Here is a 21,735-nt window from a genome sequence, read left to right as displayed (position 1 = left end):
GCCCCTCCGATCTCCAACGAAGCCTGGACCGTGGGACGAAAACCCGCGGTCCTCCCGACGTTTTAGCGCGAGGTCCTCGCCATGACCAATCCTGCCCCAAGCATCTTGCCCGGCCTCGGGTTCCGGCAGCGTTTTCCGCTGCTTGCCCTTATCCTCGAGCGCTTCGTGCTCAGCATCGTCCTGCTCTTTGCCGTTTCCATCGTGATCTTCGGCGGTCTGGAAGCCCTTCCCGGCGATTTTGCCACCACCTATCTCGGCCAGTCGGCGACACCGCAGGCTGTTGCCAATATTCGCCAGGATCTCGGGCTGAACCGCCCGATAACCACGCGCTACGTCGAGTGGCTCGGCAACGCCGTCCAGGGTGACTTCGGCACCTCCTGGGCCAGCAAGAATTCGGTGAGCGAACAGATCGGCAAGCGCCTTGGCAATTCGCTCTTCCTGGCGGGTTTCGCAGCCGTGATATCGGTGCCGCTCGCCGTTGGCCTCGGCATGCTGTCGGTGCATTTCCGCAACCGCCTGCCGGATAAGATCATCAACGTCATCTCACTTGCGGCGATCTCGCTGCCGGAATTCTTTGTCGGCTACCTGCTGATCCTGTTCTTCGCGGTGAAATTCGGCGTGGCCACCTTTCCAGCGACGGTCTATGACAGCATGGGTTTCGTCGAGCGGTTGAAGGCAATCGCGCTGCCGACGGCGACCCTCGTGCTCGTCGTGCTCGCGCATATGATGCGGATGACGCGGGCCGCAATCCTTTCCGTCATGTCGTCGGCCTATATGGAGACCGCGGAGCTGAAAGGCCTTAGCGCCTTCCGCTCGATCGTCAAGCATGCCGCCCCCAATGCGCTCGCGCCGATCATCAACGTCATCGCATTGACGCTTGCCTATCTCGTGGTCGGCGTCGTCGTCGTCGAAGTGGTCTTCGTCTATCCCGGCATGGGGCAGTACATGGTCGATGCGGTCACCGTGCGCGACATGCCGGTCGTGCAGGCCTGCGGCCTGATCTTCGCGGCCGTCTATATCTTCCTGAACATGACGGCCGATATTCTCGCGATTATCGCCAATCCTAGGCTGAGGCATCCGCGATGAGATTAAGAGATATTCCCATCACCGCCTGGGTCGGCATGGCCGGTATCGTCATCGCCTTCATCTTCGCAATCTTCGCACCATGGATCGCTCCTTATGGCGAGACCCAGGTCGTCGGCGACGTCTGGCAGATGCCGGATGATCAATATATCTTCGGCCTCGACAATCTCGGCCGCGACATCTTCTCGCGGCTGATCTACGGCGCACGCACGACGCTGGTGGTCGCGTCCGCCGCCACCGTCATCTCCTTCTCGCTCGGCATCATCCTGAGCTTCACCGCCGCCGTCTCGCGCGGCGTGGTCGACACCGTCCTCTCACGCTTCAACGATTTGATGATGTCGATCCCGACGCTGATCTTCGCACTGGTGGTACTGGCGGTGCTGCCGCAAAACATGGTCGTGCTGATCCTTGTCATGGCGATCCTCGATTCCACCCGCGTCTATCGTCTCGGTCGTGCCGTGGCGCTTGATGTCGCGGTGATGGAGTTCGTCGAGGCTGCGACGCTGCGCGGCGAAGGCAAGCTCTGGATCATCTTCCGCGAAATCCTGCCGAACACGCTGTCGCCGCTGCTTGCCGAATTCGGCCTGCGCTTCGCCTTCTCGATCCTGTTCCTCTCGACGCTTTCCTTCCTCGGCCTTGGCATTCAGCCGCCCGCGGCCGATTGGGGGGGCATGGTCAAGGACAACAAGGACGGCATCATCTTCGGTATCTCGGCAGCGCTGGTGCCGGGTACCGCGATCGCGACACTTGCCGTCTGCGTCAACCTCGTCGTCGACTGGCTCCTGAAACGCACATCCAGCCTCAAGGGAGGGCGCGGCGATGCCTGAGCTTCTTTCCGTTCGCAATCTGAAGATCGAAGCAACCAGCTATCCGCCGGGTGAACCGCCGAAGCGAGTGACGATCGTCGACGGCGTTTCCTTCGACCTGCAGAAGGGCAAGGTTCTCGGCTTGATCGGGGAATCGGGCGCCGGCAAGTCGACGATCGGCCTTTCCGCGCTGGCCTATGGCCGGGGCGGCGCCGAAATCACCGGCGGCGAGGTGCGGCTCGACGGCACCGATATCCTGGCGCTCGGCAAGAACGGCATCCGTAAAATTCGCGGCGCCCGGGTCTGCTATGTCGCGCAGTCGGCGGCGGCCGCCTTCAATCCGGCGCACAGGCTCGGCGATCAAGTGATCGAAGCGTCGGTCAAGCATGGCTTGATGAGCAAGGAGGAGGCGCGCAAACGGGCGCTTTATCTGTTCGGGGTTCTCGGCCTGCCCAATCCCGAAACCTTCGGCGAGCGCTTTCCCCACCAGGTCTCCGGCGGCCAGCTGCAGCGGGCGATGACCGCGATGGCGCTCTGCTCCAATCCCGAACTCATCGTCTTCGACGAGCCGACGACGGCGCTCGACGTCACCACGCAGATCGACGTGCTGGCGGCGATCAAGCATGCCATTGAGGAAACGCACACCGCCGCTCTCTACATCACTCATGACCTGGCCGTCGTCGCCCAGATTTCGGACGACATCATGGTCCTGCGTTATGGTAAGCAGGTAGAATATGGCAGTGTCCAGCAGATCATCGAGGCGCCGCGGGAGGATTATACCCGCGCTCTCGTCAATGTCAGGCAGGCCTATCGCGAGGAAGCGGCCGACCAGTCTGCAGCACTTCTCAGTGTGGAAAATATCAGTGCCGAATATTCCAACGGTTTCAGAGTGCTGCATGATATCACGCTGCACGTGCCGAAGGGGCAGACGCTCGCGGTCGTCGGCGAATCCGGTTCCGGAAAATCCACCTTGGCACGCGTCATCACCGGCATGTTGCCGCCGAGCAGCGGGCGTATCGTCTTTGATGGCAAGCCGCTGATGCCGGATCTCAAGAGCCGGCCGAACGACGACCTGAGGCGCATCCAGTTGATTTACCAGATGGCCGATACGGCGATGAACCCGCGCCAGACGGTCCGCGACATCATCGGCCGCCCGCTGACCTTCTATTATGGCCTGAGAGGTGCTGAGAAGACCGCCCGGGTGAAGGAACTGCTCGATCAGATCGAGATGGGTAAGGGCTTCGTCGATCGCTACCCGGCCGAACTATCCGGCGGCCAGAAGCAACGCGTGGCGATCGCGAGAGCGCTTGCTGCCAAGCCCGAGCTCATCCTCTGCGACGAGCCGACCTCGGCGCTCGATCCACTGGTGGCGGAAGGTATCCTCAAACTGCTGCTGCGCCTGCAAGAAGAAGAGCAGCTGTCCTACGTCTTCATTACCCACGACATCGCAATCGTCCGGGCAATCGCCGACAGCGTGGCGGTGATGCATCGCGGCAAGTTGGTGCGGTTCGGTCCGAAATCGACGGCGCTGTCGCCGCCCTTTGACGATTACACCGATCTGCTGTTGAAATCCGTGCCGGAAATGGAAATCGGCTGGCTGGAACGGGTGCTTGCCACGCGTCGCATGGAGAGCGCCGGTAACTGACCTGACGAGGCAGACCCCTCGTCTCATGCAATGTGCATCAAGGAATGAGCATGACCTCGCGCGGCTTCATCACCATCGAGAATGAATGGATTACGCTGAAGGATGGGACGCGGCTTGCCGCGCGCATCTGGATGCCGGATGGCGCGAGCGAAGATCCCGTTCCCGCCGTTTTCGAATTCCTGCCCTATCGCAAGCGGGACGGAACCAGTCTCCGGGACGAGTCGACCTATCCGGTATTCGCGGCATCAGGCATTGCCGGCGTGCGTGTCGATATCCGCGGATCCGGAGAATCCGACGGGGTCATCGACGGCGAATATACCGAAAGCGAGCTTGCCAATGCCTGCGAGTTGATCGCCTGGATTGCCGCGCAGCCATGGTCGAATGGCGCGGTCGGCATGATGGGCATCTCCTGGGGCGGCTTCAACAGCCTGCAGGTCGCAGCATTGCGCCCGCCGGCGCTGAAGGCGGTCATCTCGATCGCCTCGACCGTCGACCGCTACAATGACGACATCCACTACAAGAACGGCTGCCATCTCTCCGCCCAGCTCTCATGGGCGGCGACGATGCTCGGCTACCAGTCGCGGCCGCCCGACCCTTCACTCGTTGGCGAACGCTGGAAGGAAATGTGGCTGGAACGCCTGGCAGGCGAACCCTTCTTCATGGAGGAGTGGCTGGCCCACCAGCGGCGCGACGATTTCTGGCGTCACGGATCGATCTCAGAGGATTTTTCGAGCGTGGAAATCCCGACGCTGGTCATCGCCGGCTGGGCTGACGGCTACCGCAATACTCCTCTGATGGCGGTCGAAGGACTGGGCGACAAGGCGAAGGCGCTGATCGGCCCCTGGGTCCACAAATATCCGCATTTCGCCTGGCCGAAGCCGCGCACCGATTTTCATGGCGAGGCAATTGCCTGGTGGAACAGATGGCTGCGGGGCGAGGACAATGGGATCGACAAGCTGCCGCAGGTCCGCGCCTATATTCTCGATGCCATCCGCCCTGCCCCGCGACGCGACAGCGATCCGGGTTTCTGGGTCGCCAAGGACGTCTGGTCGCCGCCGCGGATGCAGTGCTTCTATGTCGAGCAGTTCGGCAAGCTGACGGAAGGCATGCCGATTCCGCACGCGCCCGAACATCCCGTCTATCTCCGCTCTCCGCTCGACACCGGGACCGCATCGGGTGAATATTTCACGCTGAAACCCGATGCGGAAATGGCGATCGATCAACGCTCGGACGATGCCGGCTCGCTGGTCTTCGATACGATGCCGCTTGCGAGGGATCACGACTATCTCGGCCGGCCGGTGCTCACGCTTGCGCTGCGGTCTCGGGCGGCGGGCGGAAATCTCTGCGCCCGGCTCGTCGATGTCCATCCCGATGGCACGGCAACGCGTGTCGCCTTCGGCGTTATCAATCTTACCCACCGCGACGGCAATGCCGATCCCAAGCCGCTGACACCGGGCGAGACGGTGCCGATCCGGCTCGTGCTCGATGCCTGCGGTTATCGCTTCCGCAAGGGCCATCGCATCCGCCTTTCGTTGTCCACCGCATATTGGCCGATGATCCTGCCGCCGCCTGATGACGACGGCATCGACATCGATATCGCCGCACTCGGCCTGGGGCTGCCGATGCTCGGCGAGCACCGGCGGATCGAAATCAAGGAGCCGGCCAATCCCGATCCCTTGCCGAAATACATCGAGCATGCGGGCGCCGTAACGAAGCGGCAGGTCGCCCGCGATCTCTCAGCCGCCCGAACGGACTATCACATCCACGAGGATACCGGGCTCACCGAACACCCTGAGACAGGTCTCTCGACCCGGCAATTGCGCGAAGAAGTCTGGTCGATTTCACCCGATAATCCCCAGTCGATGACCGGGACCTCGACCTGGACCTGCGACATGCGCCGCCCCGGCTGGTTCGTGCGGACTGTCGCGACCGCGCGTATTGCCTGCACCGGCACCGATTGGGTCATCAGCGCTGTCGTCACCGCCTTCGAGGATGACGTGCAGATCTTCGAAAAGGTCTTTGCGGAAAAGCGGATTGCGCGCGACCTGATGTGACCATCAGGCCGCAGCAAAACGCCTTATGGCCTCGCAGACGGCGCGGAAGCCGTCGCGGGCGCCTTCGCTCATGTGGCGAGCGCGCAGCCAGGCATGCACCATCTGCGGCTCCTCCCTGAACCAGACTTCGACGCCCTCCGCGGTGAGCCGGGCGGCATATTGCCGGCCGTCGTCCCGGAGCGGATCGAAATGCGCGACCGTGATGAAGGCCGGCGGCAGCCCGGCAAGCGAAGCTGCCTGCAGCGGCTCGGCGATCTCATTGCCTGCCGGCGCCTGCAGGATTTCGCGATAATAGGCGACATCCGCCGTCGTCAGGCCCGGCGCCGCGGCCATTTCGACGTAAGAGCCTGCGGCAAGGTCACCGCCAAGCGCCGGATAGATCAGAACTTGGCCGACGACTCCGGACAGGCCCTCGTCGCGCGCGCGCAATGCAAGGCCCGCCGCCAGATTGGCCCCGGCGCTGTCGCCGATCAGCACGACCTTGCTGTTGGCGGAAAGCAGATGTTTCGACACGGTAAAGCCGTCATCCGTCTGGGCCGGCCAGCGATATTCAGGGGCCAGCCGGTAATCGACCGAAACAAGTTCCGCGCCGGCAAAATCGGCGATCTCGGCGCAGATGGCATGATGGCTCTCGAGCGAACCGACAACAAAGCCGCCGCCATGAAGATAGAGCAGAATGGTGCGTGTGCTGATTTTCCGTGGACGGTAGCGGCGGATCGGTATGCGCTGGAGCATGCCGTCCGCAAAGATCATCTCCGGGGGCAGCGGGCGGTCGAAACGCGCGCAGAGAGCGTCGTACCAATGTCGCTGCTGTTCGATCGATGCTTGAACGGCGTCTGGCGGATAGAAGGAATCGCAAATCGCCAGAAACTGCAGGATGCCCCTTTCGGTGGGGACAGGCGGTTGAGCGGACATGGAGGTCCTTTCGCGATTTGGGACATGACAGATCATGTCCCTGGCCGACTCTGTCCTCATCATGCGCCTCTGTGACGCGGACGATCTGTCTGGCCGCGACCCATGGATGTCGCGGCTTTCAAAATTCGCAATAATTTTTTCATCGACGACCCAAGGAAAGTCATCCGAGAAACGTCTCAATCTCGAAATAGCATCTTGCTGGATAGCATGGGGTAGGTGCGGAATTGGACGCAGAGCTCATAGAACGAGCGCAGGGCGGCGACCGGGAGGCCTTCGGGCAACTGGTCTCGCGCCATTATGAATTCGTCCATGCAACGGCGTGGCGGTGGTCGGGCAGTTCCACCGACGCCGACGACATCGCCCAGGAGGTCTGCGTCAAGCTCGGCGCGGCGATCCGCAGCTTTCGCGGCGCCAGCCGCTTCAGGACATGGCTCTATACACTGACGCTGAACGCTGCCCGCGACCATAGACGCAAGCTTGCACGAGAGGAGCAGACATTCCGCGCTTACGCCGCCGAACCGCAGCAGGATGCGCCTGATGGAAATGACGACGAGCTATCGAGCGAATTATGGGCCGCCGTGCGCGCCTTGCCGGAAAGACAATGCGACGCCGTGTTGCTCGTTTACGGCGAAGGTCTCAGCCATTCGGGTGCTGCCGATGTCATGGGCTGCTCGGAAGCGACTGTGTCCTGGCAGGTTCATGAGGCGCGCAAGAGGCTGAAGGCCGTGCTCGGCAAGGAAGAGGTATGACCGTGGACAAGGAACTCGAAAAGCTCTCCCGCCTGACACCGCCGGCCGCGACGCCGGAGGCGCGCGCGCGTGCGCTTGCTGCCGCGATGCAGGCCTTCGACACCGCAGAAAATAATGCGCCGGCTGCCCAAGGAAATGCGAAAGGCTGGCGTCAAAGCTCCATCATCAACTGGATATGGAGCCCTGCCATGAACAAGAAATTCCTCGCCGGTTCAGCCCTTGCGACACTGCTCGTCATCCCCGCCGCCGGTTATCTCGCGATCGAACTGACCCGCAACGGATTGCCGATCACCGACCAGACCGAGATCGCCGGCAACCTTTCGAAGAATAATGCGCCGAAACCGATCGGCGAAGCGGCGCGCCAGTCTGCGAAACCCATTACGGTTGTGCCTCAGCTTCGGCCGGCACCCCCCGAAACGAGCGGACTTGCCGAACAACCCGCTGCTGACAGCGCGCCAGCTTTGCGGGACAAGGAACAGCAAGCCGCCGCGAAATCGGCTGCGTCGCAGCTCCCTGATTTCAGCGCCGACGAGATATCCACTCTCCTGAATAAATCGGAAGGTTCTGCCGCTGCACTCGGAGGGGCCAAACGCTCCGTGCCTGCCGCTCCCGGCATCGTTCCCCAGCAGCAGTTGGCCGAACCGATGGCCGCCGTTGCTCCCTCGCCTGTGCCGCCTGCGGATGGGCGTGTGCAGATTCAGCTCGATCCCAACCGCGAGCGGTTTGCCAATGCTGCGGCCAATCCGATCAAGAGCGTCGCGACGGATCCGGTCTCGACCTTCGCCGCCGATGTCGACAGCGCGTCCTATGCCTTCGTCCGCCGGTCATTGACGGGCGGGGCGATGCCCGATCCGCAATCGGTTCGGGTCGAGGAGATGATCAATTATTTCCCCTATGACTGGCCAGGCCCTGACAATGCCGACCAGGCGTTCAAGGCGACGGTGACTGTCATGCCGACCCCGTGGAACCACGACACGGAATTGATGCATGTGGCGATCAAGGGCTATGACATCGCGCCGGCGACCACGCCGCACGCCAATCTGATCTTCCTGATCGACGTGTCGGGCTCGATGGACGAGCCGGACAAGCTGCCGCTGCTGAAGAGCGCCTTCCGGCTGCTGGTCAACAGGCTAAAACCCGACGATACCGTCTCGATCGTCACCTATGCCGGCAATGCCGGCACGGTGCTCCAGCCGACACGCGTGGCGGAGAAATCGAAGATCCTGTCGGCGATCGACAGGCTGGAGCCCGGAGGTTCGACCGGCGGCGCAGAAGGCATCGAGGCGGCCTATGACCTTGCCAAACAGGCCTTTGTCAAGGACGGCGTCAACCGGGTGATGCTGGCGACCGATGGCGACTTCAATGTCGGCCCGTCGAGCGATGAGGATTTGAAGCGCATCATCGAGGAAAGACGCAAGGACGGCATCTTCCTCACTGTTCTCGGTTTCGGGCGGGGCAATCTCAACGATTCTCTGATGCAGACGCTGGCGCAGAACGGCAACGGCAGCGCCGCCTATATCGACACCTTGGCCGAGGCGCAAAAGACGCTGGTCGAAGAGGCCGGATCGACGCTGTTTCCGATCGCCAGCGACGTCAAGTTCCAGGTTGAGTTCAACCCGGAACGGATCGCCGAGTACCGCTTGATCGGCTACGAGACCAGGGCGCTGAACCGCGAGGATTTCAACAATGACCGCGTCGATGCCGGCGATATCGGCTCCGGCCACAGCGTCACGGCGATTTACGAGATTACGCCCAAGGGAAGCCCCGCGGTGATGAATGACGACCTGCGTTATGGCGCCGCCGATCAGGTGCCGCCCAAGACCTCCGACAGCGCCCATCAAGGCGAGCTTGCCTTCGTCAAGATGCGCTACAAGCGGCCGGGCGAGGACAAAAGCGCCCTCATCACCACGCCTGTCAACGATGGCAACGCGGTCGCCACCGTCGATGCCGCGCCGCAGGATGTCCGCTTCTCGGTGGCCGTCGCTGCCTTTGGTCAGAAACTCAGCCATGTCGCGGCCGTCGACACCTATTCCTACCAGGCGATTGCCGATCTCGCCGCGGCATCGCGAGGCACTGACGCCTTCGGCTACAGGTCGGATTTTCTTGGCCTCGTTCGGCTGGCGGACGGCCTCAGTCAACGATGAGACAAGAGGCACAAAACTGACCAAACAAGAGGCCGTCCCAAAAGGGCGGCCTCTTGTTTGGTGATCATCCCGGTCTCGCCCCGTTGGCGGTGAGATAAACAGCGTAGAGAGACGTGCTCGCGGTGATGAAGAGACGGTTTAATTTCTCGCCGCCGAAAGTGACGTTGGAGACGCCCTCGGGAATATGGATCTTGCCGATCAAAGTGCCATCCGGATCATAGGCGTGCACACCATCGCCGGCGCTCGTCCATATCTGGCCTTTCCGATCGACGCGAAAACCATCGAACAGGCCTGAGGCACATTCTGCGAAAACGCCGAGATCGCTCAACCTTCCCTCATTCGAGACCGCGAGCTTTCTGATATGACGCGGACCGCCGGGCAGGTGCGTTGCCCCGGTATCGGCAACATAGAGCACCGTCTCGTCCGGGGAAAAGGCCAGTCCGTTTGGCTTGACGAAATCGGAGGTCACCTGATCGGTTGTGCCTGTTGCCGGATCATGCCGGTATACATGGCATCCGCCGATTTCCGCGTCGCCATAATCGCCCTCGTAGTCATGGAGGATGCCGTAGCTCGGGTCGGTGAACCAGATGGTCCCATCGGACTTGACGGTGACGTCGTTTGGGGAATTGAGCCGTTTGCCTGCAATTCGATCGGCCAGAACGGTGATCCTGCCGTCGAATTCCGTGCGCGTTACACGGCGCGTCAGATGCTCGCAGGTGATCAGCCGGCCCTGATTGTCGACAGTGTTGCCATTCGAGTTGTTGCTGGGCGAGCGGAATACCGATGTGTGCCCGCTGGTATCGTCATAACGCATCATGCGGTCGTTGGGGATATCCGAGAAAACCAGATACCGCCCGGCGGCAAACCAGGCCGGCCCCTCCAGCCAGCGCCCGCCCGTCCAAAGACGCTCGACGCGAGCGTGACCGACGAAGCAGCTTTCAAAGCGAGGGTCGAGAACCTCAAACCCCGTCCCGTCAATTTGCCCGAACAAGATGCTCCTCCACTTCACAAAAATTGTTATCGATATCATATTGCCGCGTTTTAACGACTTCGTACAGATGCCGATCTGCCAGCCTCTGCGAAAATTCCCAGGTAATCGTGGTTTCTCGACGTTGGAATGGTGTATTCTTGTAATAATATCGATTGTAGGATGATAGCGATAACTTTATCGTGTCTTGAATTATCCAATCAGGAAGCCTTGTGAAAGCGGAGACCAGTGAAAAACGAGGATGAGCCGAAAGACAAACGTCTCAAGCCGGGAGATGCTCAAAAGCTGACGATGGCGGAGGTCGCCAAATATGTCGGCGTTTCCGCCATGACCGTTTCGCGTGCCTTTCGCCAGGATGCGAGCGTTTCCGAGGAGACTCGGAAGCGCATCATGGAGGCCGTCGACGCACTCGGCTATGTGCTCGACCTGTCTGCCGGCAGTCTTTCGTCAAGGCGAAGCGGCTTCATCGCCGCCCTGGTGCCCTCGATCAACAATTCGAATTTTTCCGACACTGCGCGGGGCATGACTGATGCACTTGAAAAGACCGGGCTTCAGCTCCTCCTCGGCTATACCGACTATTCGACGGAGAAAGAAGAAGAACTGATCGAGGCGATGCTGCGCCGCCGCCCGGAAGGCATCATCCTGACCGGTGGTTCGCACACGCCGCGCGCACGGCGCATGCTCGCGCAAGCCGACATTCCTGTTGTCGAGACGTGGGAGCTTCCGGAGGATCCGATCAATCAGGTTGTCGGTTTTTCCAACAGCGAGGCGATGGCCCTGCTGGTGCGGACACTTGCCAGTCAGGGATATCGGAAGTTCGGCTATATCGGCGGAACGACGGCGCGCGATACGCGCGGCAGCCAGCGGCGAAGCGGTTTCCAGAGAACAGTCGAAGAACTGGGCCTCGGACCAGGACGGATGATTTCCTTCGGCGTGCCGCCCATCACCATGGAACAGGGCGGCCAGGCGATCGTCAGCCTGCTGGAGCGCTGGCCGGACACGGAAGTGGTTCTTTGCGTCTCCGATCTTTCCGCCTTTGGCGCCATCATGGAATGCACGCGCCGGGGAATGAAGGTTCCAAGGGACATCGCCATTGCCGGTTTCGGCGATTATGAGATCTCGTCCATCTGTCATCCGCGCATCACCACCATCAACGTGGACTGTTATGGCATCGGCCGCCAGGCGGCCGCCCGCCTGCTGGATGCCCTCCATACCGGCGAGGCGACCGGCGATGAGATCACATTAACAGGCTACAAGGTTGTCTTGCGCGAAAGCACGGATCGCAACGGCGCGCCGACCGCTTAAGTACTGCAGCGCCGCGCGTCTTTTTCATATGCGCGGCGCTTTAACATTTGAATTGTTGTATAATTTTATCCCTAAGCCAATTCCGATTTAAGGGATTATGCAGGAGATCAAAAGGCGATCTGGACTTTCATCGACTTGCTGCGATCACCCGCCAGTTCGAAGGCGGCGACGGCCTCTTCAATCCCAAACACACCCGTCAGCAGTGGCTTCAGATCGACGCGACGCGCGTTGATCAGTTCGACCGCGAGCGCAAATTCCTCGTGAAAACGGAATGTCCCGCGCATCTCGATTTCCTTCGCAACGATCATGTTCTGCGGAATGGAAACATCGCCGCCGAGGCCGAGCTGCACGAGAACGGCGCGCGGCTTAAGCGTCTCCAGGCCGGCGCGTACCGCCCGCTCATTGCCCGACGCTTCGAACATGACGTCGAAATATCCCTTGTCGGCGCTGTAAGCTGCAAGGTCGGAAGCATGCATGGCAACATTGATCGTTCGGTCGGCGCCGCTGGTGCGGGCAATGGCCAGGACGCTGTCGGTTACGTCGGTCGCGACGATCTCACGGGCGCCGAGAACGCGCGCCGCAACGATCGCCAACATCCCAATGGGGCCGCAGCCGGTGACCAGCACCCGTTTGCCCAGCAGCGACCCGGCGCGGTTTGCCGCATGCAGCGTCACCGCAAAGGGTTCGGCAAAGGCTGCCTCATGGATGGAAATGCCGTCTGTAACCTTGTGGCACTGCCAACGCTCCGCCACCAGCCGCTGGCGAAAACCGCCCTGAATATGCGGCATCGGCATGGCGCTGCCGTAAAACCGCATGTTGAGGCAGTGGTTTTGCTGTCCTTTCAGGCAATATTGGCAATGGTTGCACGGCCGGCTCGGGGAAACCGCAACCCGGTCTCCGACGGCAAGATCGGCGACGCCGGAGCCCAGCGCCTTGACCGTGCCGGCGATCTCATGGCCGAGGATCATCGGCTCGCGCAGGCGAACGGTGCCGAAACCGCCATGATTGTAATAATGCAAGTCTGAACCGCAGATGCCGCCGGCTTCGATGGCAATCTCCACCTGCCCGGCGCCCGCAACCTCCGGCTCGCGCTCTTCGATCCTGAGATCCTTGGCGGCATGAATGACGATGGCTTTCATATCGGGACCCTCACACGACGGGAGTTGGAAGCGGGCTACCTGCAAAATGTGCAGCGAGATTGTCTCTGACCAGTTGGCCCATGGCCTTGCGGGTCTCGACAGTGCCAGAGCCGTGATGGGGCTGCAACACGACGTTTTGGAGGGTCAGGAAACGTGCATCGATCTTGGGTTCGTTCAGGAAGACATCAAGGCCGGCCGCCTGGATGGTGCGGTCTCGAAGGGCTGCGATCAGCGCCTCTTCGTCGACGGTCGTCCCGCGCGACACGTTGATCAAGATGCCGTTCGGACCGAGCGCTTCAAGCACCTCCGCATTGATGATCTTTATGGTCGCCTCCCCGCCGGGGACGATGACGATCAGAAAATCGGCCCAAGCGGCAAGCGCGACCAGATCGGGCTCGTAGGTGTAGGCAACATCCTGGTGATCATGGCGGGCGAAATAGGAGATGTCGCAGCCGAATGCGGCCGCCCTTCTGCCGATTGCCTTGCCGATCCGCCCCATGCCGGCGATCCCCACCTTCTTGCCCGAGACGCGCGTCACCAGCGGCATGGCGGCATTGCCCCACTGGCCGGAGCGGACGAAAACATCGGCTTGAGGGACCTGCCTCGCCGTGGCAAGCAGCAGTCCAATGGCGATATCGGCGACATCTTCGGTCAGCACATCGGGGGTATTCGTGACGCGAATGTCGTTGGCGCGCGCATAGGACAAGTCGATGGCGTCGGTGCCGACGCCATAACAGGAGACGATTTCCAGATTCGGCAATTGCGCCATCAACTCTGCGGACGCTCCGAGTTCGCCGCGGGTGGCTATGGCGCGGATATCCTTGCCGATCCTGGAAATCAGCTCCTGCCGGTCTGCCGCTTCCCAGAGGCGATGGACGCGGTAGGTCGCCTCCAAATCCACCATGTCCCATTCCGGATAAGCTCCGGCCATCAAGATTTCTACCTCAGGCATTCCGTTTCCATCCCGCATTTTGACAGTTGATTATGTTATCGATAACATATAATTCGGAAAAGGGATGTCAAGCGAGTTTCACCGTCAGCGGCAGTTGAAGCCGTCACCCGCGGCGAAACCGGAGGAGCTATTTGCATGAAGAACTTGTTCGATCTTACCGGACGGCGTGCCCTGATCACCGGCTCGAGCCAGGGGATCGGCTATGCGCTGGCCGAAGGCCTGGCGAAGTATGGCGCCGAAGTCATCATCAACGGCCGCACGCCCGAAAGCGTCAACCGCGCGGTCGAGAGCCTCAAGGACCAAGGCCTGTCTGCCCATGCGGCGATCTTCGACGTGACCAGCAAGGACGCTGCCAAAGCGGGTATCGACGCAATCGAAGCCGATATCGGGCCGCTCGACATCCTGATCAACAATGCCGGCATGCAGTTTCGCACGCCGCTGGAAGATTTCCCGGCGGACAAGTGGGAGCTGCTGCTGACCACCAATATTTCGAGCGTGTTCTACGTCGGCCAGGCAGCGGCCAAACCCATGATCGCCCGGGGACAGGGCAAGATCATCAACATCGCCTCCGTGCAAAGCGAACTGGCGCGCCCCGGCATTGCTCCCTACACCGCGACCAAGGGCGCGGTGCGCAATCTGACCCGCGGCATGTGCGCCGACTGGGCCAAGTACGGCCTGCAGATCAACGCGATTGCGCCGGGCTATTTCAAGACGCCGCTCAACCAGGCGCTCGTCGACAATCCCGAGTTCTCGTCCTGGCTCGAGAAGCGGACGCCGGCCGGGCGCTGGGGCAATATCGACGAACTGGTGGGGGCCGCCGTTTTCCTGTCAGGTCGCGGCTCATCCTTCATCAACGGGCATACACTTTATGTCGACGGCGGCATCACGACCTGCCTCTGATAGAGACGAAGCGATGGAATTCGGGAGAAAGGCACCGCCTCTAACGGTCGTCGTCATGGGGGTCAGCGGCTGCGGAAAATCTTCGGTTGGAGAGCATCTCGCCGCTCGAAACGGAGTGCCGTTTATGGAAGGTGACCAACTCCATCCTGCCGGAAATGTTGAGAAGATGGCGCAGGGCATACCGCTTGCTGACGACGACCGCCTGCCCTGGCTCGACCGGATCGGCGAGGAAATAAGGACCGCGCAACAAGTATCGCAAGGGCTGGTGATTTCCTGTTCGGCGCTGAAGAGAAGCTATCGGGACAGGTTGAGGCAAGCGGCCGACGGGCATCTCGCCTTTGTTTTCCTGGAAGGATCCCGCGACCTGTTGCTGTCGCGGATGCAGGCCCGTCAGGGCCATTTCATGCCCGCGACTTTGCTCGACAGCCAGTTGCAGGCGCTGGAGCCGCCGATCGGTGAAGCTAATGTCGTGACGGTGGCGATCGATAATGCGTTGGATGATATCGTGGCACTGGCTTGCAAGGGACTGAGCGGCATGGCCGTCAAGGGAGGAGATTATCATGCAGGATGACTACAGAGCAGATGTTGCCGTCATCGGTGCCGGCATCATGGGAACGGCGATCGTCACCCGATTGATCGAAACCGGGCATAAGGTATCGGTCTTCGACCTGGATACCGAAAAAGTTGCGGCTTTGCAGGCTAAGGGCGCGCGCGCGGCCGCCTCCGTGGAGGAAGCGGTCTCATGGTCGGCGTTTTGCGTGCTCAGCCTCAATCACGCAAACATCGTCCGCGCTGTCGTCTTCGGCGAAAAGGGCGTTGCGGCGGCGGCGAATGCCGACAAGGTGCTGATCGATATGTCCTCGATCGACCCGGCCGACACGGCCGACATGGCGACGCGGCTGCGTCGAGAAACCGGCATGGCATGGGTGGATTGCCCGCTTTCCGGCGGCGTGCCAGGTGCGCTGAGCGGACGCCTGACGATTATGGCCGGCGGCAGCCCTGAGGATTTCGAACGGGCACGCGTGGTGATGCGGCATCTTGCCGCCAATTACACGCTGATGGGTGTATCCGGCGCGGGGCAGACCACGAAGCTGATCAATCAATTGTTTTGCGCCGTGCTGTTTCAGGCCGTCGCGGAGGCGGTCAAGCTCGCTGAAGCCGGCGGCGTCGATCCGGCCGCCATTCCGGCCGCCCTTGCCGGCGGCAGGGCGGACAGCCGCATATTGCAGGAATTCATGGCGAAATTCGCCGCCCGGGATTTCTCGCCGACAGGCAGAATCGACAACATGTTGAAGGACCTGGATTCGCTTCAGGCCTTTGCGCTGAAGACGAAGACGCCATTGCCGATGACTGGCTCGGTGGTCGAGATTCACCGCCTGCTCTGCGCTGCCGGGCTTGGGCCAAAAGACTCGGCCGAGATGATGCGCCTTCTCGATGGGTTTCAGGCCGATTGACGTCAATCTCTCCGAGAAATTCGAGATCGTCATCTTTCCGCTTGACCATCCATAAATGTTATCGATAACATACATCCATGAAAACCGCAGCTTTGGGAGGAGCCACAGTGGAAGCCAAGAGACTGCTGGAATTCCAGTCGATCACCAAGAGCTTCGGCGGCACGCAGGCGCTACGCGACGTCTCGATCGACCTGCGCGAAGGAGAAATCCTCGCGCTGCTGGGAGAAAACGGCGCCGGCAAATCGACGCTCATCAAGACGCTTGCGGGCATCTACAAGCCCGATAGCGGCGACATCCTGTTTCGCGGCCAGAGCTACCACCATCGTCCCCCGAAGCCGAACGAGCGGCAACCGGTTGCCTTCATCCACCAGGATCTCGGTTTGATCGAGTGGATGACGGTCGGCGAGAACATGGGCCTGTCGCAGGGCTTCTCGATGCGTCGCGGCCTGATCGATTGGAACAGGACGCAGGCGCGTGCCAAGGAAGCCTTGAAATTGGTCGGTTGCGACTTTGATCCCACCACGCGGGTCTCGGCGCTGTCGCGTACCGAGAAATCGCTTGTCGCCATTGCCCGTGCGCTTGCCGTCGAAGCCGACGTTCTGGTGCTAGACGAGCCGACGGCGAGCCTTCCCGCCGATGAAGTCGACCGGCTGTTCAATGCGATCCGCCCCTTAAAGGATCGCGGCGTCGGGATGATCTACGTCTCCCACAGGCTGGACGAGATTTTCCGGATTGCCGATCGGGTCGCCGTTCTGCGCGACGGATGCATGGTGGGACAGAAACCCGTCAGCGAGACCACCCCCGACGAGCTGGTGACAATGATCATCGGCCGCAGCGGCGACAGCCTCTTTTCCAAGACGGCGATTACGCCCGGCAAGGCGATCGTCAAAGTTCGCGATCTCGTTTGCGCCGGCACAGGCGCAATATCGTTCGATATCCGCGAGGGCGAGCTTCTGGGCCTGGCTGGATTGCGTGGCGCCGGTCAGGAACGGATCGGCCGCGCCCTGTTCGGTTGCGAGCCCTTCCACGGCTCGGTTCTGCTGCATGACGAGGCCCCCGACCTTTCCAGCCCACGAGGGGCAATGGCGTCGGGCATCGGCTTGATTGCCCGTGACCGGACGGAGGAGTCCGTGGCGCTCTCACTTTCCATTCGGGAAAATACCTACCTCAATCCGGGCGCCGTCGGACGTGGGCTCTTGTCCTTCCTGTCGCCGCGCGGCGAAGCTGATCTTGCCCATAAGATCGGTCATTCCGTCGGCCTGCGGCCGAACGACCCGGATCTGCCGGTGGAGGCCTTGTCGGGCGGCAATCAGCAAAAAGTCGTCGTCGGCCGTTGGCTGGCGACCGGCCGCAAGCTGCTGGTCGCAGAAGATCCGACCGCCGGCGTCGATATCGGAGCGCGTGCGGAGATCTACCGTCTGATCACCCAGGCGCTCGAGGCCGGCCTCGCGGTTGTCGTGGTGTCGACCGACTTCGAGGAAATCGCCCATATCTGCCACCGCGCGCTGGTTTTCTCGCGCGGGAAAATCGTCAGCGAACTGACTGGAAGCGCTCTGACGACGGAGGCGGTCATCACGGCCGCCTCCGCATCGGAAGCCGCTTAAGCCATCGGGAGAACAGCCATGCAATCCATTGAATCCACGGCGCTGGAGCCGACCAAGAGCGAAATGGCCGGCCTGTCCACGGGACAGAAGATCGGACGTCTGATCCCGGTTTATGGACTGGTGATCCTGACCGTCGGCCTGATCGTGATCTTCTCGATCCTTCTGCCCGATACTTTCCCGACCGTGTTGAACGTCCGCTCGATCGTGTCCGACAAGGCTATCATCGCGCTTCTATCGCTGGCTGCGATGATCCCGATGGCATCGGGTCGCATCGATCTGACCGTCGGCTATGGCATCGTGCTCTGGCACATTCTCGCCATCAGCCTGCAGACGGCCTACGGCCTGCCCTGGCCGGTCGCGGTCGTCATCGTGCTCGCGCTCGGCATCCTCACGGGCTTCATCAACGGCCTGCTGGTCGAGGTCGCGAAGATCGACAGCTTCATCGCAACGCTCGGCACCGGAACGGTCCTATACGCGCTCGCCCTCTGGCACACCGGCGGCCGGCAGGTGGTCGGCGTCCTGCCTGATGGTTTCTATGCGCTGAACGGCACGATGCTGTTCGGCCTGCCGATCACCGGCTTCTACGTGCTCCTGATCGCCATCTGCATGTGGATCGTGCTCGAATACCTGCCGATCGGCCGCTATCTCTACGCCATCGGCGCCAATCCGAAGGCGGCGGCACTCAATGGCATTCCGGTCCGCAAATTCGTGATCGGCGCATTCGTCACCTCGGGGCTGCTTGCGGCTCTGACCGGGGTCCTTCTCGCCTCGAAGCTGCGCATCGGCCAGGCGAGCGTCGGCCTCGAATATCTCCTGCCGGCGCTTGTCGGCGCGTTCCTCGGATCGACGACGATCAAGCCGGGCCGGGTGAACGTCTGGGGTACCTTGATCGGCGTCATCATCCTGGCGGTCGGAATTTCAGGAATTCAGCAATTCGGCGGGTCGTTCTTCGTCGAACCGCTGTTCAACGGCGTGACGCTGCTGATTGCCATCGGCATAGCAGGCTACGCCCAGCGCAAGCGCGGAGCTGTGAGGAGGATCACACCCGCATCCAAATGAGGATGCCGGCTCATCCCGGCATTTCACAACAAACAAAATGGAGGAGTGAACATGAAGCGCAGAACGTTATTGCAGGCAACGGTCGCAACCGTCGCCGTTATGCTCAGCATGCCGGCATTGGCCGATTCGATGGCCGACGCCAAAGCCATAGTCGAAAAGTATGCTTCCAAGGTGAGCGCCTGGGATGGCCCGACGAGCGGCCCCAAGGGCGCTGCCGGAAAGAACATCGTCATTCTTGCCGGTGATATGAAAAACGGCGGCATCCTCGGCGTGGTCAATGGCGTTCAGGAAGCGGCAGGCGCGCTCGGCTGGACGGTGAAGGCACTTGACGGCGCCGGTTCGATCGGCGGCCGGACCGCGGCGTTCGGCCAGGCCATGGCGCTGAAGCCGGATGGCATCATCATCAACGGCTTTGACGCAGTCGAACAAAAGCCGGCGATGGAAGCGGCCAAGGCTGCCGGCATTCCGATGGTTTCCTGGCACGCTGCCTCGGCGGTCGGTCCGGTTCCCGAAGTCGGCGTCTTCGCAAACGTGACCACGGACGCGATGGAAGTGTCGAAGTCTGCGGCGGATTGGGCCTTCGCCGATGCCGCCGGCAAGCCGGGCGTCATCATCTTCACCGACTCCACCTATGCGATCGCGATTGCCAAGGCCGATCGCATGAAGAAGGAGATCGAGGATCTCGGCGGTACGGTGCTCGAATATGTCGACACGCCGATCGCCGAAACCTCCCAGCGCATGCCGCAGCTCACCACATCGCTTCTGCAGAAGTATGGCGCGAAGTGGACGCATTCGCTGGCGATCAACGACCTCTATTACGACTTCATGGGACCTTCGCTCGCCTCGGCCGGCATTGCAGGCGATGGAAAACCGGTGAACGTCGCAGCCGGCGACGGTTCGGAGAGCGCCTATCAGCGTATCCGCGCCAAACAGTTCCAGGCCGTCACGGTCGCCGAGCCGCTCAACCTCCAGGGCTGGCAGCTCGTCGATGAACTGAACCGCGCCTTTGCGGGTGCTCCGTGGTCGGGCTATGTGTCGCCGCTCCATGTGGTGACCAGTGAGAACGTCGAGTTTGACGGTGGGCCGAAGAACAGCTTCGATCCGGACAACGGCTATCGCGATCAATACAACAAAATCTGGGGCAAATAGCCCTCCCAATCGGGGCGTATCGACCGATACGCCCTGATCCTACGACAGCCCGCCACCATCGATCCAGCTCCGGCGAGTTTTGGAAAAGAGAACCTATGATCATTCGTTATGCTTTGTTTGAAGGCGAAATCCATCCGGGTAAAGAAGCGGAATTCCGCGAATTCGTGCGGCAACGGCTCGTCCCTCTCTGGACGAAATTTCCGGGCGCCGAGGAAATCCGGGTGCTGGACGGGATGGAGCGCGACGAAGGCGCCCCTGTTTATGCCATGGCGCTCGCCATTCGTTATCCCGATATGGACGCGGTGAAGGCAGCACTTCTCTCCGATGTGCGGTCGCAGAGCCGCGAGGTCACCGGCGAACTCCTGCAGCTCTTTACCGGTAAGGTGCATCATCACGTATTCGCGGCCAACCAATACGCGCCGCATAGCGCCTGACATCAGTCGATCCCGACGTCCGCGACGGCTTGGGCGACTGCTCCGGTCCGCTGCCCGACTTAAACAAAAGTAAGGGTTTGAACAAAGACCCGGAAAGCGCCCGCGGACGAGCCTCCCGGGCGCTTTTTCACGTCTGGTGCGCCGAGCATCCTCGGACGCAACGGATGCGATCGTTTCGGTTGCCCGACTTTTGAGGACAATTTTCCCTCAGCGCCACTTTCATTAAATTAAATAGTCTATCGATTTAGTGGATTATATTCCATCTTACCGTGCATCGCTCCTGCAATCAGCAATCCGAAACGGGAAGATCGACGATGACATTGGCAAAGACATTCAAAATTGCGTTGTTCAGTCTGCTTGGTCTCAGTGCCATTCACGGTCCGGCGGCAGCCCAGGCAGACGCTCCCCTCCTTCCCAAAGTGCCGCCGGGCACGGTGCTGACGATCGGCGATCCGGTCACCCAGAAAGCGCTCGAAGTGTCCGGCCTCGGCAAGGAGCTCAGTTTCGAGGTCAAATGGGCCAATATCAGCGGCGGGCCGCAGACGTCGGAAGCTTTCCGCGCCCATGCACTCGATGTCGGATCGGTGGCCGAGATACCCTCCATCTTCGCCAACTGGAACAATCTGCCCGTCCGCAACATCGCCTATCGCGAACGCCGTGACCCGATCGCCAATCCCATCTACCGCTTCGGCATCGCGCCAGGCGCGGCTGTCAAGACGCTCGCGGACTTCCGCGGCAAGCGCATCGCCTTCAGCCCGGGTCAGGCACAGGGCACGCTCGTTCTGCGTGCCCTCCATGCCGCAGGGTTGAAGAGCGGCGACGTCACTCTGGTGGAGCTGCCGAGCACCAGTGACGTCTACCCGAAGGCATTGGCGAGCAAGCAGGTCGACATCGCGCCGCTCGGCGGCGTCTACATCAGGCGCTATATCACCCAATACGGGCCTGATGGGGCGACCCTCGTGGAACATGGCCTGCGCGACGATCCGAGCCATCTTTACGCGCCGCAATGGGTTCTGGACGATCCCGCCAAGGCGGCAGCTCTCGCCGAATATGTCGGCCTGTGGGCACGCGCCACTGAATGGGTGAACCGGAACCCGGACCTCTGGATCAAGGAATATTACGTCGGTCAGCAGGGGTTGAGCCAGGAGGACGGGGAATATCTCGTCAAGTTGACCGGCGAACAGGTCGTTCCCAGCGATTGGAGCGAAGTGAAGAAGCGCCACCAGGAAACCATCGACCTGCTGGCAGACGAGATCGGCTACAAGCCGCTCAATGTGGAGCAGATTTTCGACAATCGCTTCGAGAAGCTCGGCGCCGCGGCTTTGGCCAAGAGCCAGTAACGCTCGACACCCCTT

The 21,735-nt window shown here is 61.3% G+C and carries 19 protein-coding genes; 15 read left to right on the top strand and 4 right to left on the bottom strand.

Translation table 11 applies throughout. The features are described from left to right. Positions 1 to 81 precede the first annotated feature (81 nt). From RWK44_RS17850 to RWK44_RS17835, 4 genes are read left to right on the top strand one after another with little or no spacing between them, the layout of a single operon-like run. The gene (locus tag RWK44_RS17850; protein WP_029873609.1) at positions 82 to 1,086 is read left to right on the top strand and encodes an ABC transporter permease; all 1,005 of its coding nucleotides are present in this window, start codon (positions 82 to 84) and stop codon (positions 1,084 to 1,086) included. Continuing rightward, complete coding sequence (locus RWK44_RS17845; protein ID WP_316029196.1) at positions 1,083 to 1,910, top strand: ABC transporter permease; 828 nt, start codon at positions 1,083 to 1,085, stop codon at positions 1,908 to 1,910. The genes RWK44_RS17850 and RWK44_RS17845 overlap by 4 nt, the downstream gene beginning before the upstream one ends. After that, a complete protein-coding gene (locus RWK44_RS17840) occupies positions 1,903 to 3,534 on the top strand; it encodes an ABC transporter ATP-binding protein (RefSeq protein ID WP_316029195.1) in 1,632 nt (543 codons plus the stop codon). The genes RWK44_RS17845 and RWK44_RS17840 overlap by 8 nt, the downstream gene beginning before the upstream one ends. 50 nt (positions 3,535 to 3,584) lie before the next feature. Beyond that, the gene (locus tag RWK44_RS17835; protein ID WP_132612687.1) at positions 3,585 to 5,588 is read left to right on the top strand and encodes a CocE/NonD family hydrolase; all 2,004 of its coding nucleotides are present in this window, start codon (positions 3,585 to 3,587) and stop codon (positions 5,586 to 5,588) included. Between the two features lie 3 nt (positions 5,589 to 5,591). On the opposite strand, the gene RWK44_RS17830 is transcribed toward RWK44_RS17835, so the two are convergent. After that, complete coding sequence (locus RWK44_RS17830; protein ID WP_132612685.1) at positions 5,592 to 6,503, bottom strand: alpha/beta hydrolase; 912 nt, start codon at positions 6,501 to 6,503, stop codon at positions 5,592 to 5,594. Positions 6,504 to 6,727: 224 nt separating this feature from the next. Between RWK44_RS17830 and RWK44_RS17825 the strand changes: the two genes are divergently transcribed. Both RWK44_RS17825 and RWK44_RS17820 read left to right on the top strand, forming a co-directional pair. Beyond that, the gene (locus tag RWK44_RS17825) at positions 6,728 to 7,252 is read left to right on the top strand and encodes an RNA polymerase sigma factor (protein ID WP_132612683.1); all 525 of its coding nucleotides are present in this window, start codon (positions 6,728 to 6,730) and stop codon (positions 7,250 to 7,252) included. After that, positions 7,249 to 9,396: a vWA domain-containing protein gene (locus RWK44_RS17820; RefSeq protein ID WP_316029194.1), complete on the top strand. Its 2,148-nt coding sequence runs from the start codon at positions 7,249 to 7,251 to the stop codon at positions 9,394 to 9,396. The genes RWK44_RS17825 and RWK44_RS17820 overlap by 4 nt, the downstream gene beginning before the upstream one ends. 64 nt (positions 9,397 to 9,460) lie before the next feature. Here the strand turns inward: RWK44_RS17820 and RWK44_RS17815 are convergent, their stop codons facing one another. After that, positions 9,461 to 10,387 (bottom strand): SMP-30/gluconolactonase/LRE family protein, encoded by a 927-nt coding sequence (locus tag RWK44_RS17815; protein WP_168256881.1) that lies wholly within the window; start codon positions 10,385 to 10,387, stop codon positions 9,461 to 9,463. 225 nt (positions 10,388 to 10,612) lie between these two features. Here RWK44_RS17815 and RWK44_RS17810 point away from each other — a divergent pair, with 225 nt between their 5' ends. Continuing rightward, complete coding sequence (locus RWK44_RS17810) at positions 10,613 to 11,689, top strand: LacI family DNA-binding transcriptional regulator (RefSeq protein WP_077980837.1); 1,077 nt, start codon at positions 10,613 to 10,615, stop codon at positions 11,687 to 11,689. Positions 11,690 to 11,796: 107 nt separating this feature from the next. Here the strand turns inward: RWK44_RS17810 and RWK44_RS17805 are convergent, their stop codons facing one another. Continuing rightward, on the bottom strand, positions 11,797 to 12,828 hold the full coding sequence (locus RWK44_RS17805; RefSeq protein WP_221999812.1) for an L-idonate 5-dehydrogenase: 1,032 nt from the start codon (positions 12,826 to 12,828) through the stop codon (positions 11,797 to 11,799). Between the two features lie 10 nt (positions 12,829 to 12,838). Next, entirely contained in the window at positions 12,839 to 13,780 is a 942-nt protein-coding gene (locus RWK44_RS17800) for a 2-hydroxyacid dehydrogenase (protein ID WP_316029193.1), read from the bottom strand. 135 nt (positions 13,781 to 13,915) lie between these two features. On the opposite strand from RWK44_RS17800, the gene RWK44_RS17795 reads away from it, so the two are divergent. The 8 genes from RWK44_RS17795 (at position 13,916) to RWK44_RS17760 (ending at position 21,720) form a co-directional block, all read left to right on the top strand. Further along, entirely contained in the window at positions 13,916 to 14,680 is a 765-nt protein-coding gene (locus RWK44_RS17795) for an SDR family oxidoreductase (protein WP_221999814.1), read from the top strand. Between the two features lie 13 nt (positions 14,681 to 14,693). Further along, positions 14,694 to 15,251, top strand: a complete 558-nt coding sequence (locus RWK44_RS17790) for a gluconokinase (protein WP_221962901.1) — start codon at positions 14,694 to 14,696, stop codon at positions 15,249 to 15,251. Next, positions 15,241 to 16,134, top strand: coding sequence for an NAD(P)-dependent oxidoreductase (locus RWK44_RS17785; RefSeq protein WP_221998850.1), 894 nt, complete (start codon positions 15,241 to 15,243; stop codon positions 16,132 to 16,134). Before RWK44_RS17790 ends, RWK44_RS17785 begins: the two co-directional genes overlap by 11 nt. A 107-nt stretch (positions 16,135 to 16,241) precedes the next feature. Then, positions 16,242 to 17,738, top strand: coding sequence for a sugar ABC transporter ATP-binding protein (locus RWK44_RS17780; RefSeq protein ID WP_316029192.1), 1,497 nt, complete (start codon positions 16,242 to 16,244; stop codon positions 17,736 to 17,738). Positions 17,739 to 17,756: 18 nt separating this feature from the next. Next, positions 17,757 to 18,797, top strand: coding sequence for an ABC transporter permease (locus RWK44_RS17775; RefSeq protein ID WP_003538468.1), 1,041 nt, complete (start codon positions 17,757 to 17,759; stop codon positions 18,795 to 18,797). Positions 18,798 to 18,848: 51 nt separating this feature from the next. After that, positions 18,849 to 19,946: an ABC transporter substrate-binding protein gene (locus tag RWK44_RS17770; protein ID WP_168282321.1), complete on the top strand. Its 1,098-nt coding sequence runs from the start codon at positions 18,849 to 18,851 to the stop codon at positions 19,944 to 19,946. Positions 19,947 to 20,041: 95 nt separating this feature from the next. Then, on the top strand, positions 20,042 to 20,380 hold the full coding sequence (locus tag RWK44_RS17765; RefSeq protein WP_221946558.1) for a hypothetical protein: 339 nt from the start codon (positions 20,042 to 20,044) through the stop codon (positions 20,378 to 20,380). A 314-nt stretch (positions 20,381 to 20,694) separates the two neighbouring features. Next, positions 20,695 to 21,720: an ABC transporter substrate-binding protein gene (locus RWK44_RS17760; protein ID WP_025398284.1), complete on the top strand. Its 1,026-nt coding sequence runs from the start codon at positions 20,695 to 20,697 to the stop codon at positions 21,718 to 21,720. The last annotated feature ends 15 nt before the right edge of the window (positions 21,721 to 21,735 follow it).

It is taken from the genome of Rhizobium sp. 25PS6, assembly GCF_032464655.1.
Taxonomy (GTDB): domain Bacteria; phylum Pseudomonadota; class Alphaproteobacteria; order Rhizobiales; family Rhizobiaceae; genus Rhizobium; species Rhizobium laguerreae.
This window is presented reverse-complemented; position numbering and strand designations above follow the sequence as displayed.